14 protein-coding genes are annotated in these 11850 nt (G+C 35.0%); 2 read left to right on the top strand and 12 right to left on the bottom strand.

Features of this window, described 5'->3' with window-relative positions; genetic code table 11:
* Window positions 1-173 precede the first annotated feature (173 nt).
* Window positions 174-941 carry a proteasome assembly chaperone family protein gene (locus METVU_RS00800; protein ID WP_012819575.1) on the bottom strand — a complete coding sequence of 256 codons (768 nt, stop codon included), beginning with the start codon at window positions 939-941 and terminating at the stop codon, window positions 174-176.
* A 31-nt stretch (window positions 942-972) separates the two neighbouring features.
* Entirely contained in the window at window positions 973-1632 is a 660-nt protein-coding gene (locus tag METVU_RS00795) for a protein kinase (protein ID WP_012819574.1), read from the bottom strand.
* 274 nt (window positions 1633-1906) lie between these two features.
* Between METVU_RS00795 and mer the strand changes: the two genes are divergently transcribed.
* Together mer and METVU_RS00785 are read left to right on the top strand one after the other, a co-directional pair.
* Complete coding sequence (gene mer, locus METVU_RS00790; RefSeq protein ID WP_012819573.1) at window positions 1907-2902, top strand: 5,10-methylenetetrahydromethanopterin reductase; 996 nt, start codon at window positions 1907-1909, stop codon at window positions 2900-2902.
* Window positions 2903-3187: 285 nt separating this feature from the next.
* On the top strand, window positions 3188-4069 hold the full coding sequence (locus tag METVU_RS00785; protein WP_012819572.1) for a hypothetical protein: 882 nt from the start codon (window positions 3188-3190) through the stop codon (window positions 4067-4069).
* On the opposite strand, the gene METVU_RS00780 is transcribed toward METVU_RS00785, so the two are convergent.
* The 10 genes from METVU_RS00780 to mcrA form a co-directional block, all read right to left on the bottom strand.
* Window positions 4070-4375: a hypothetical protein gene (locus METVU_RS00780; protein ID WP_245528145.1), complete on the bottom strand. Its 306-nt coding sequence runs from the start codon at window positions 4373-4375 to the stop codon at window positions 4070-4072. It lies immediately after the preceding gene.
* 296 nt (window positions 4376-4671) lie between these two features.
* The gene (mtrH, locus tag METVU_RS00775) at window positions 4672-5631 is read right to left on the bottom strand and encodes a tetrahydromethanopterin S-methyltransferase subunit H (RefSeq protein WP_012819571.1); all 960 of its coding nucleotides are present in this window, start codon (window positions 5629-5631) and stop codon (window positions 4672-4674) included.
* An 89-nt stretch (window positions 5632-5720) separates the two neighbouring features.
* Window positions 5721-5975, bottom strand: a complete 255-nt coding sequence (gene mtrG, locus METVU_RS00770; RefSeq protein ID WP_012819570.1) for a tetrahydromethanopterin S-methyltransferase subunit MtrG — start codon at window positions 5973-5975, stop codon at window positions 5721-5723.
* Window positions 5976-6035: 60 nt separating this feature from the next.
* Complete coding sequence (locus METVU_RS00765) at window positions 6036-6242, bottom strand: tetrahydromethanopterin S-methyltransferase subunit F (protein ID WP_012819569.1); 207 nt, start codon at window positions 6240-6242, stop codon at window positions 6036-6038.
* A 60-nt stretch (window positions 6243-6302) separates the two neighbouring features.
* A complete protein-coding gene (gene mtrA, locus METVU_RS00760; protein ID WP_012819568.1) occupies window positions 6303-7028 on the bottom strand; it encodes a tetrahydromethanopterin S-methyltransferase subunit A in 726 nt (241 codons plus the stop codon).
* A 31-nt stretch (window positions 7029-7059) separates the two neighbouring features.
* Window positions 7060-7389 (bottom strand): tetrahydromethanopterin S-methyltransferase subunit B, encoded by a 330-nt coding sequence (locus METVU_RS00755; RefSeq protein WP_012819567.1) that lies wholly within the window; start codon window positions 7387-7389, stop codon window positions 7060-7062.
* Between the two features lie 11 nt (window positions 7390-7400).
* Window positions 7401-8201, bottom strand: a complete 801-nt coding sequence (mtrC, locus tag METVU_RS00750; RefSeq protein ID WP_012819566.1) for a tetrahydromethanopterin S-methyltransferase subunit MtrC — start codon at window positions 8199-8201, stop codon at window positions 7401-7403.
* Window positions 8202-8255: 54 nt separating this feature from the next.
* Window positions 8256-8948 (bottom strand): tetrahydromethanopterin S-methyltransferase subunit D, encoded by a 693-nt coding sequence (mtrD, locus tag METVU_RS00745; protein WP_012819565.1) that lies wholly within the window; start codon window positions 8946-8948, stop codon window positions 8256-8258.
* Window positions 8949-8987: 39 nt separating this feature from the next.
* The gene (gene mtrE, locus METVU_RS00740; protein ID WP_012819564.1) at window positions 8988-9899 is read right to left on the bottom strand and encodes a tetrahydromethanopterin S-methyltransferase subunit E; all 912 of its coding nucleotides are present in this window, start codon (window positions 9897-9899) and stop codon (window positions 8988-8990) included.
* 283 nt (window positions 9900-10182) lie between these two features.
* Entirely contained in the window at window positions 10183-11844 is a 1662-nt protein-coding gene (gene mcrA, locus METVU_RS00735; RefSeq protein WP_012819563.1) for a coenzyme-B sulfoethylthiotransferase subunit alpha, read from the bottom strand.
* Between the last annotated feature and the right edge of the window lie 6 nt (window positions 11845-11850).

Here is an 11850-nt window from a genome sequence, read left to right as displayed (position 1 = left end):
TAAAAATATCTCTTATCTACTGAAAATGATTTTATATCTTAAATTCCTCAATTGTTGTAATTGTATATTTACATATACATTTGCAATTTGATATTATTAGAATAGGTAAATTATGCCATTAGTAAAATATGGTAAAATATGTATAGTATAAAGAGTTTAGAAATTAGAAAATTTTAACCTATATATCTTAAATCCTCCTCATTTGGTGGCTTTGCCTGAGCGGCCTTCATCATTTCTTCTTCAAATTTCTTTATTTTCTCAATGAATTGCTCCATTCCCTTAGCTCTTTTCTCCAACTCTTCCATATTAATCTCTATATTTTCAAGCTTACAGAACTTTTCTAAAACCGCTTTTGCAGCATTTGGATCAATTAAATACCCCGGAGTTTCTCCCATCAAGCATACTCCATCAATTCCCCTCAAATCTGCAAACATTAGCATTAATCCAGCAGCTCCTACAATTCCACCACCATCAGTCCTGAAAAGTATTCCATTCTCCTTTAATTTTTCAGCTAACTTCTTTGATGTAGTTGCTCCATAAACCTTTACTTCTTCACATAACTTTCCTACACCAAAACCTCCCAACGTATAAACAAAATTGGCCCCATATTTAATTCCTATATCTACAATATTTTCAGAAAGATAATACTGTCCAACTGGAGATAAGGCCTGAGTATTACCTAAAACTACAATCATTGGTTTTGGATCTTCAATAACATAAAACTCAGCAGACATATATTCAATAGTCCCATCATCCTTTACCAGCACTTGCGGTGGAAAATCATAACAAAAAAGTTCTAAAAACTTCTCTCCTTTAAACTCGTGAACCAAATGTTCAGCTGCCAACCTTCCAACATGGCCAATTCCAGGCAATCCTTCAATTAGAAGGGCATTATCCAATGGCTCAATCTCCTTTAATGTTCTTGTGATAATCTTGATCATGAATATCCCTCCTTTATTAATATTTAAAATGTTATCTATACTTTTTATATATTTTTGCAATAGACATCAAAAACTCAATATCCTCAGATGTCAAGTTTAACTTCTCCCTAACAATAGAAGCAATCCTCCCTCCTCCAAATAACAGAGAAACTGCCTCAGTAAAGTTTTTTGTCGTTTTTTTAATTCGTGCTTTGTCAAAATCAATTATATATGTTCTTTTTCCTTCTATTAAAAAATGCCTACCGCCTTGTATTTCTCCATGTTCAATCCCAAGAGTATCAAGTTTTATAGAGATCTTTAAAATATCTTCGACCACTTTTAATAAACTTTTATCATCTAATTTGGAAATTGCGGACTTTAACTCCTCTCCATCTATATAATCCATTATCAAGTAGTCGCTATCATAATCATACACCTGTGGAGAAATTTGATAACTCTCAATCCTTCTTAAAACTTCTGCTTCGTGAATTATAGTATTTTTTGGACTATCGACTCTTGGAATTTTTATTGCTACATCTTTATCTTTAAATCTACCTTTAAATACAATTCCCCTATGCCCCTTACCTAAAACATCTGTTATTTCAACCCCCCTATCTTTCAATTTTTCAAGTATTTTTTTATTAACTATACACTTCGGAATTTTTTTGAATATCATTTCCTCAATTTCTAACCACCTCGTAATTGTTATCATTTTATTACCTGTTTATTTTAGTATTATTTTTTATTTTTAATAATTCTAATGATTTGTTTTATTATTTGTTTTATTTACTTTATCACTTACCTTGTTGATGGATATTTTTAAATTTTTAATTTTATTTGATTTTGTTTAGATAAGTTAATGCCCCAATCAAAAATTTTTACCCCTATAAATATTTTTCGATTTGCGGTAAATAGAAAACTTAATTACTACCATAAAACGATAATATAATAATTGTGGTTAATAACAAAAAACAAAAGGTGAGATCGTGAAATTCGGTATTGAATTTGTTCCAAATGAACCAATACAAAAACTCTGTTATTATGTTAAGTTAGCAGAGGACAATGGATTTGAATACTGTTGGATAACAGATCACTACAACAACAGAAACGTTTACATGGCTTTAACTGCAATTTCAATGAACACTAACAAAATAAAATTAGGTCCAGGAGTTACCAACCCATACGTTAGAAGTCCAGCAATAACTGCTTCAGCAATTGCAACCTTAGATGAACTATCAGGAGGAAGAGCCGTCTTAGGAATTGGTCCTGGAGATAAAGCAACATTTGACGCTTTAGGAATTGAATGGGTTAAACCAGTTACAACCTTAAAAGAATCAATAGAAGTTATGAGAAAATTATTGGCAGGAGAAAGGGTCTCTTTCGAAGGAAAAGTTGTTAAAATAGCTGGAGCTTCCTTAGCTGTAAAACCAATCCAAGAAAAAGTTCCAATCTACATGGGTGCTCAAGGACCAAAGATGTTAGAAACAGCTGGAATGATTGCTGATGGGGTCTTAATCAACGCATCAAATCCAAAGGACTTCGAAGTTGCAATTCCATTAATTAAGAAGGGAGCTGAGGCAGCTGGAAGAAGTATGGATGAGATCGATGTTGCTGCCTACGCATGTATGTCAGTAGATAAAAAGGCAGATAAAGCAAAACAGGCAGCAATTCCAGTTGTTGCTTTCATTGCAGCTGGTTCTCCTCCAGTTGTCTTAGAGAGACATGGAATTGACATGGAGAAAGTTGAAGCAATAAGAAATGCTTTAAAATCAGGAAACTTCCCAGAAGCATTCAAGAACGTTGATGACAAGATGTTAGAGGCATTTTCAATCTATGGAACTCCTGAAGAAGTTGTTGAAAAATGTAAAAAATTAGCTGAAATGGGAGTTACTCAAATCGTTGCTGGTTCTCCAATTGGACCAAACAAGGAAACAGCAATCAAATTAATAGGTAAGAAAGTTATTCCTGCCTTAAAAGAATAAAAGTGATTAAAATACAACCATTTTTTTCTTTTTTTCTTATTTTTTGCTTTTGTTTATTAATTTTGTTTATCAATATATTTATTACTATTATTAAATTGATTACTATTTTATTTAATTTTTTTATTTAATTTCATAACCTCATCGTCCTTTTTATTCTTCATTATTCATTCATTATTATTCACTGTTATTCTTGTTAATATATCTAAGGACAACAAAATATAAAAATATAGCAACACAAAAAATTAATGTTAATACAAAATACTACACTTAAAGATAGGTGAGAATATGAAAAAGATACTTTTTATTTTGGCAGTTATTACCTTCTCCCTTGTATTTTGTGGATGCACAACAAGCCAAAACCAAATGAACAACACAAACATCTCTGAAAATAAAAATGTTGTAAAAAATGAACAGATGTCCAAACCCGTAGAAATTCAAACTCCAAAAATAAAAGAAATAAACTGCATGTATTTAGTTAGGGAGGGAAATGCTACAAAAATTCAGTTTAATTTAATTTATGAAAATGGAAGTATCGCAAAACCCAAAAATGGAGAAGTTATATTAACAATATATGATGACAGCGGTTTATTGTATAACAGAACATACAACATAAACGAACTTCAAACAACTTCCAAATTCTATGAAATTAAACTACCACAAATTAAGGGTTTCTACGACACTGCAAAGTTTGTCTTAACATTCAAATCAGGAAACATTTCAATCTCTAAAACAATCTATGGAACTATCGAAAAATACTCTCCCGAAGAGATACAGCATATTCTTGAAAATGAATATCACGAACATTCTATTAAAACAAATATAGAGCAGTATAGAAACGAAACAGGAATCAAATTTACTGTAAAAGAGTATGGTTATTGTAGAATTTATGATAACACCACAGGAAAAATAAAAAAAGCGTTTAGGGTAGATTTTATAGTTAAAAACTTAAATCAAGATGACTATGAATTCTCCCCTATGGCAGTGTGTTTAATCCACAACAACACCAAATATTGGAAAATCGGCGGTTTAGATGATGTAGATCTTGGCATATATCAAGAAATTAATGGATACTGGTTATTTAATCCACCAAATAATATAAGTAATTTGAGATTGGACTTCAAAATCGAAGATATAGTTTATGATATTCCACTTTCAAACAGTGAATAACTATTTTTTATTTTTTTCCTTCAATATCCTCCAACCCAACGAAAAACAAACTCCTCCTCCATAACTCCATATAGATAGTAAAAATATGCTCTCTATCTCAGTGTAAGATGTAGAGGACACAATAACATATTTAATCAATACTGCTGAAAGCATAATTATTAAAGGAAAAGAGAATAAAAAATACTTCAAAAAATTTTCCAAACACTTTTTTTCAAATATTACATAATCATTAATCTCTCCTTTTTCTAATAAACGTTTAGACAAATAAATTCCAAATAATACTCCAACACCAAATAAAACAAGCAAAATATTAAAAATCTCTTTTAATAGAAATTAGACCATAATCTAAATAGAAATTACAAACAACCAATGAAACAATTAAAAATATAACTCCTTCTATCATTAAAATAGATCCCACAATAATAGGGCTGTTTATTCGAGAGTAAGCAACCCTCATAAAAACCACAAGTTTTTATTTTCATATTATTTATATTTATTATGTTTATCAAATTCATAAATATATATTATTTTTGAAGGTATATTATACCAATATTTACATATATAGAACCAGAAAAAAATAAAAAAGAAAAAAGAAAAATAATTTATACTAACTTCTTGAATGGATGTTCGTCAATTGGCTCGATTCCTAATTCTTTCGCTGCCTCTGCAATAATTGCATCAACCATTGCAACTGCTGGAAATGTCATATATGAATTGTCAATTGGTCCATAAAGGACAAAGTCTCCTGAAGCCATAACTTGAACCAAGTTTGCTCCAATATCACAAACGTGGTGAATATCTTTTGCCTTTTGTTTCTCTCCTGCTTCTCTTAACTGCTTTCTAAACTCCCTTAACCAATCCCAAGCTGAGGGGATATTATGAATACCGCTACCTACTGGATATCCAAATAACGCTTTAACGGCAAATGATGCCCTGACAGCGGCTCCTGCACCATTACCTAATGGAGTAACCGCAGTATCGATTAAAGGATATTTAATACCTGCTTTTTCAGCTAATTCCAACATTCCCTTATCTGCTGTCTTTCCACCATTTGTCAAAACGTTTATCTTACCTTCAACAGTTGGATCCATTGGATCGAAACATAAAACGATTGATGCTTCTAAATCGCTCTCAACTAAAACCTGATATTCTTGCTCATCAATGGAAACGTTAATAGAATTGTAAATGCATTGATTAGCATACCCTGCTTCAGTTGCTCTCTTTGCAGCAGCCATCCTTGCTTCTCCTGATGTAGAGTCCAATAACATTGGCCCATCCCAAACTTCAGCAACAAAGTCAATATAATTAACTAAAGCCTCTGGGGTTCCCCCAAATACCTGAACCAATGCAGGGTTTCCAGTTATATCTTCCATCTCTGCCTGCTTGTTTATTAGATCCTCAGCAGCTGCCTTATCGAAAATTCCCTTCCTTTCATCCTCAACGATCTTGTGTCTTGCATAGAATATAGTTCCTGCTAAAGCTGTTGGATACTCTCCTGGCTGACCTCCAATTTTTCTTCCTGCAATTTCGAATACGTGCTGCTCTCTGTCAAATTTAAACATAACTTCTCACCTCAGCATTTATAATTTTTTATTTTTTATTTTTATTTGATTTTTTGTTTTTTAAGTTTCGGTTTTTATTGTTTTGGTATTTAGTGCTGAATAGTTATTTTTAAAGTGAGTATTTGAATTATCTTTACCAATGCTGGAAGGATAGACGATAAAATGATCCCAATAACCAAACCATACAAGATACCGACATCTCTTCCAACTTTCTTCCCCGCCATCTGGAAGAGTTCAGCATTTGTGTTTTCAACCTTTCTTTCTAATTCATCTAATCTCTTTTTTAATGCTTCGTAATCAGCAGGATCCATTATTACCTGTGGCAATTTTTCATCATCTGCCATTTAAATTCACCTCAAGACATGAGTCATTTTATTTTTCACTTTTCGTTTTATTATCTTGGTTTATTTCATTAAGAAGTATAAAGCAAGTGGAATTCCCATCATAACCACTGCTGAAACTGCTCCTATTATCAGCCCCTTAGTTCCAGCCGACTCTACTCCGCTTTCAAGACCCCTGTTTCTTGTTATTAATCCAACTTTATACTCTAAATCATCTATATAACTCTGTATTGAAGAGATGTTTGGCTTGTTAGAGACCTCAACACCCATTTTCTCACCTTTTTAAATAAAATTAATATAATTTCATCCCATTTTATTTTTAATTTTTTATTAGAACATTAGTATTCCCATTATCAACAGCATTAGAAACAATCCAGTAGCAATTCCCTGAATCTTCCCGTTGTAATAACCTGCCTGCCATTTAGCTAAAAGACCATTATATGCCATCTCATTTCCTATCAATCTTATTCTACTCTCAACAATTGCCATCTCTGGGGTTATTGGTTTTATAACTCCCTCTTCTTCCTCTTCTCCTCCTTTTCCACCTTCAAGTTGAATAATAAATGGATCTTCATCAATAGCTCCAGGATCTTTGCTTAAACATTCCTTTATTGCCTGTGTTATTTTTCCAACATCCTCACAATCAATTAGATCAACAACCTCAACAATTTGTCTTTGGAATCTCTCAACCGCATCTTTACCCACGTTTTCAAGGAAAGGAATTGCTCCCTTAGCTCCGATAATTCCTCCATCATCTCCAATACCATTCTCCCACAGTGCTTTAAAACACTGTCCAGTTATATGTCCCTGAACCTCTGATCCACAGAGAATCATAAATCTGATGTTTGGATTTGAGATATAGTTTGCCACAACCTTTTCAATACCTAAATTTTCAGTGTGGCAAGGTCCTGCAATAGCTGCTCCTGCATCAATACATGCCTGCTCCAAACCGTGGGAACCTAATGTTACAACTCCCACACAACTTTCAGGATTTCCAACAACATACTCTCCAGAGACAATTGGCCATCCTGGTGCTGGTTCTCTTTTTTCAACCATAATAACCACCTAAAAAGTTTTAAATGATATTTTAACTCAAAGTTTTAAATAATATTTTAACTCCCAATATTATTGCCAATAATGCCATTATTCCAAGACCAATCCAAAATCCAAAGAATGCACTCTTGAAATACCCTGCCATTGCATAAACACCATCTCTATTCGGGAATGACTTTAATGGAGGGTATCTTGGATCTAACGAGTGTTCATATGCATCAACGAGTGTTTCTAACTTTTTAATCTGTTCCTCAATTGGAGCAACATCTACATAAAGAATATCTCCAAATCCTTTCGTTATAACCCCCGTCTCAACATTATAAACCAGAGGTATGTTTAGATCAATAAATACATAAGTTGCCATGTGTTCTCACCTTATTCTTCTTCCTTCTTAGGAATTTCTGGAACATGTAAAACTGCACATGCATCCTTCAACGACATCTTAACGAATTTCACATAGACAATTGCCCATAACACTATTGAAACGATCATTGATATGAGATCCAATCTTACTGCTGAAAAGATAAACCATGTCAATAAACCACATGCAACTGCAAGTGTTAATGTTCTTTTATGGCTTTCATTAGGCCCTAAACATGCGTTAAATGGGTGTAATATAGCCATACCTGCTGCAATAAATGCCAAAGCCATTAATCCGTTATTCAATGCTCCATCAATATACGCTCTTGGCTCCATACTTCCAACATATGCAATTGTGAAGCCCAATAATGCCATTGCTCCTGCTATCGAAAGGAATGTCATACTCCTAACCATAATTGGAATCTTCATACCTACAGGATTTACAGTTAATTTTCCAACGACATATCCAATAACTGCTGAAACAATGAGTGTTATTACAGGAGCTACTAAATAAGGCAAGTTAAAGTAGTCAGGGATTAAAATTCCAGCAACCGCTGCTAATGTCCCCATACCTAAACTGACCATACCAATAGATGGAACCCCTGTCCCTAAACCATAAGCAGCTACCTTTCTAACCGTGTTTGCCCCTGCAACACATGCAGCAGAAGCAAATAATCCACCTAACAACATACCCAAACCATATGGGGCTAAAAAGTTTGCTAAATAACAACCAATAAATGCTAATGCAATACCTACGGCAAAGATCTGCTCTTCAGGATAAAGTTCAGATGCATGTCCTCCTCCGCCATGTGACATGATTAATCACCTTCCAAACTTGAATCAAATTTTTTATTTTTTAATTTTTTATTTTTATAATACCATCAAGACAGATATTATTCCAAACAATATAGATGCTATTGTTGATGCAATAACTCCATTTGGAAGTTTTTTGAACTTTGGATCGTGGAATCCTTCAATAGTTCCTCCGATGTTATATGATGCAATAACCGCATTTATAAAGAAAAATCCAACCGCTAACATTCCTGCAACTCCTGGTTCTAAACCAAGTTTTCTCAAAGCAATGTATGCCAAAGCCCCTCCAATTCCTCCTAATGCAGCTCCTATCAATCCACTAATAAAACAAACAGTTGGGATCCCATGCCCAGTGGTTCCTGGAGTAACATATGGCTTCTGTGGATCTTTGGTTATTGGATCGATTTCACACTTATCTGCTGCAGGAACTACTCCAACTCCAAACACATAGATCAACTGACCTATCAACATAGTAACTCCAAGCATGATCATAGAACTAATTGCTCCAGAGATCATGATTAACGTCATCCCAATCGGAGAAAGACCAACAGTAGCAGACATTACCGCAGCTCCTAACAATCCAGTAAAACCTGCTCCTGCTGCTAACTGAGTTGTTCCTGTCCCGACCCCTGTTGATGTAGCCATAGCCGCTGGAGCTCCTCCGACAGGGATGAAGTGAACGCTTGCGTTAATTATTGCTCCTGCCGCTGTTATTTCAATCAATGGAATAATCGCACTAATTGCATCCATATCATCACCTTTTTACAAACTTTTAAATGAGTTAATTTTTTATTTTGTGTATGGTCCAAACTTGTTTCTTGCAAATACCTCAATCTTTCTGTTTATTATAGCCATTGCAGCAACGATTATCAAACCTATAACTATGGATATTATTGAAGCATTTATTGCACTTCCTCCGCTTAATCCTCCTAATATATTACCCAAGACACCTCTCCATCCGTCTAAGAAAACGATCAAACCAAAACATAATCCTGTCAAAACGCTACCTACTCTTACACAGAAGTATGAAGAATCCATGCTATTTCTTATACCATAATCCGCTTCAACATCAATATCTCCATGGTTAGCAACTGGAACTCCTCCTCCAAATGGATACTTTTGATACTCTCTTTCAGCACCATAGTGAACGTCTCCTGTTGAGGAACCAATTGCCCCAACAGTAATACCAAATATAAATGCTATCAATGGTAACGGGAACGGATCTCCTAATAATGTATTTGCTAAGTATGCCATTAAAACCATACAAAAAACAGCAATAAAACCATGTCCAACAATTGGGCCCAAATGGCTCATTACAACGTCCCAGTAAACTGGCTGACCGAAGTTTTTTGATTGACCAACAATTCTTCCCAAGTATGCTGAAACCGCATATGCACCATGAACAAAAGCCGCAGCTCCTGCTCCCAGTATTATAGCCAGTATTGGGTTTATGCCTGCCTGTATTAAAGCGTATGCAATAGATCCTGCTACCGCAACAAACAATCCATATGAAACGGGCTCTCCGGATATTGCCTTGTTATAGTATCTGTGGATATTACCCATCTGCGGTGCTAACTGAACCTGTGAGTTTGGGTTTGATTGAGAACCTACATCTGATTCTGCATCCTCGGCACAACCTGCAACTGTTGCCAATGCTCCACTTAAAGCGAGTGCTCCCAGAGCTATTAATGTTGTGTCCATCATATCACCTCATACTACATAAGATTTACTTTTCTATTAGGTAGATATATAAGGTTTTCTATTTGATTTTGTTAAAATTCACTTAATTTCTATTTAACTTTTTTTTAGTTATTGGATATCTATAAAGACATAAAAAATAACGCTAATTTTTTTCTTAATTTTGTTGATCTACTTTTTATTACCATTTTTGAGTTAAACGTTAATGTTTCAATATGCTTAACAATGACATTATAATAAAAAATTAAAAATTAACGTTTGAAAAATATATAATATTGTTATGAGTTTAGTGTGCAGGAATAATTGGATCTCTTTCTCCAGCTGGCTCGAACTCTCTTAAAGCACCTCTTGCAAACTCTTTTCTTGGGTATCTGAAATCAAAGATCAATGAAGGATCTGCAAATGCAACCTTAATTAATGGGTTAAGTGCGAAAGCATCTCCTCTTGCTGAGTGTGCTGCCTGTGTAATTCCTGCATACTCTCCTTGGTGACCGACGTTCATTGCATAGTTTGGATAGTTTGGCCCTCTTAACTCCAACGGTGAACCTTCATCGTTTCTAAATGAGAGCGAGTTTGCAGCTCCACACTGATCCTGTAAATCATAACCATAGAATCCTAATCTGCTGTGGTATTCTTTGTGTAATATTTGGCTTAAATACCATCCGTTAACTCCAGCGTTTGAGTTTCCTGTTGCCAATGCTACTGAGATACCAGATGCTGCTGCTGTAACCGCAGCTCTTTGAGACCCTCCAAAGTGATCCTCTAACAATGCAGGGAAGGTATCGTACTGCTCTAATGCGTAGAGTGTTACCTCGGTTGCTATATCCTCAACAACATCCATTGTTGGTTTTACGCTGTTGCATCCTCCGTATTTTTTAGTTATGTAGTCATAACCATAGTAGGAGAAATCATCCAATATGTCATCGGTGTATGAAGCAGTTGCATACTGAGTGAATCCAACCCCTCCAGACATATAACTTCCTAACCAGATTTGGTCATAGAGCATAGCCCCTGAAGCAACAACCTCTAATGATTGCTCAACTGGATCATCTGAGACCCTTGTTGTTTGAACGACATCTGCCAATATACCAAAGAACATTCCTCCTGGTTCATTTGGCCCTCTTGCTCTTCTTGCAGGTAAGAATGAAGCCATTTGAATGACATCTGCGTGTTTTGCAGCGTATGAGAAGTCAGCAATTGCTGCCTCTCCTGCACACAACTTATAAGCGGTAATGAAACTCATCCCAATCTGCATAGCACTCCATCTTGCTATTGTTCCCCCATCACAAACTCTTCCGACTAATGTTGGAACTCTTGAAACTTGGTATGTCCTCTTACCAATTGCTTTTTTAATTTGTTCTGCTTGCTCTTCTGGGAACAACTTGTTTATGTCAATTAAGAATCTCTTGTCAATTTCATCAGCTAACTCATCGTCTCCTGTAAAGATCTTAGCATAACAGTCCCAAACCAATGCTGGGTGAACCTCAACCATGTGCTCCTGAACAACTGCCCCTCCTGGGAGAGCGTGGTTTATTGTTTCCATGTATTCGTTAATTGTCTCTGGAGTAACCTCTACTCCCAACCTCTTTTCAAGAACAGCGTGAGCTGTATCCATCCCAACAATAACTGTTCTTCTTATATCGTCCCAGAACTGCTGCATTGCAGCGTTGTTCATGAAGTGTAGATCATCTCCTTCAACAATTGCATCTGTGTTTGAGACCTTGTAAGGCATTAATTTTCTCTGCCCTAATGGAACCCCAATATCTGGGTTGTAGAATGGAATTCCTCCTCTTTTCTCAATTAATTTTTGTGCTGCTTCAACGAATTCTCTTTTTCTTGCTGACTGTCTCCATCCACCAAAGACATAGAATTTAGTGTATTTTTCTCTTGGATCTTCTTCGAATTTTTCTTTTAATGCCTTTAAGAATAATCTTTTCTCAGCATCCATCTAACT

Source organism: Methanocaldococcus vulcanius M7, assembly GCF_000024625.1.
In the GTDB taxonomy this organism is placed as follows: Archaea; AGJL01; Methanococci; order Methanococcales; family Methanocaldococcaceae; genus Methanocaldococcus; species Methanocaldococcus vulcanius.
This window is presented reverse-complemented; position numbering and strand designations above follow the sequence as displayed.

Excerpts from the sequence above, each read along its gene's own strand:
- METVU_RS00800 (WP_012819575.1), bottom strand. The coding sequence starts at position 941 with ATGATCAAGATTATCACAAGAACATTAAAGGAGATTGAGCCATTGGAT.
- METVU_RS00795 (WP_012819574.1), bottom strand. The coding sequence starts at position 1,632 with ATGATAACAATTACGAGGTGGTTAGAAATTGAGGAAATGATATTCAAA.
- METVU_RS00785 (WP_012819572.1), top strand. The coding sequence starts at position 3,188 with ATGAAAAAGATACTTTTTATTTTGGCAGTTATTACCTTCTCCCTTGTA.
- mtrH (WP_012819571.1), bottom strand. The coding sequence starts at position 5,631 with ATGTTTAAATTTGACAGAGAGCAGCACGTATTCGAAATTGCAGGAAGA.
- mtrG (WP_012819570.1), bottom strand. The coding sequence starts at position 5,975 with ATGGCAGATGATGAAAAATTGCCACAGGTAATAATGGATCCTGCTGAT.
- METVU_RS00765 (WP_012819569.1), bottom strand. The coding sequence starts at position 6,242 with ATGGGTGTTGAGGTCTCTAACAAGCCAAACATCTCTTCAATACAGAGT.
- mtrA (WP_012819568.1), bottom strand. The coding sequence starts at position 7,028 with ATGGTTGAAAAAAGAGAACCAGCACCAGGATGGCCAATTGTCTCTGGA.
- METVU_RS00755 (WP_012819567.1), bottom strand. The coding sequence starts at position 7,389 with ATGGCAACTTATGTATTTATTGATCTAAACATACCTCTGGTTTATAAT.
- mtrC (WP_012819566.1), bottom strand. The coding sequence starts at position 8,201 with ATGTCACATGGCGGAGGAGGACATGCATCTGAACTTTATCCTGAAGAG.
- mtrD (WP_012819565.1), bottom strand. The coding sequence starts at position 8,948 with ATGGATGCAATTAGTGCGATTATTCCATTGATTGAAATAACAGCGGCA.
- mtrE (WP_012819564.1), bottom strand. The coding sequence starts at position 9,899 with ATGGACACAACATTAATAGCTCTGGGAGCACTCGCTTTAAGTGGAGCA.
- mcrA (WP_012819563.1), bottom strand. The coding sequence starts at position 11,844 with ATGGATGCTGAGAAAAGATTATTCTTAAAGGCATTAAAAGAAAAATTC.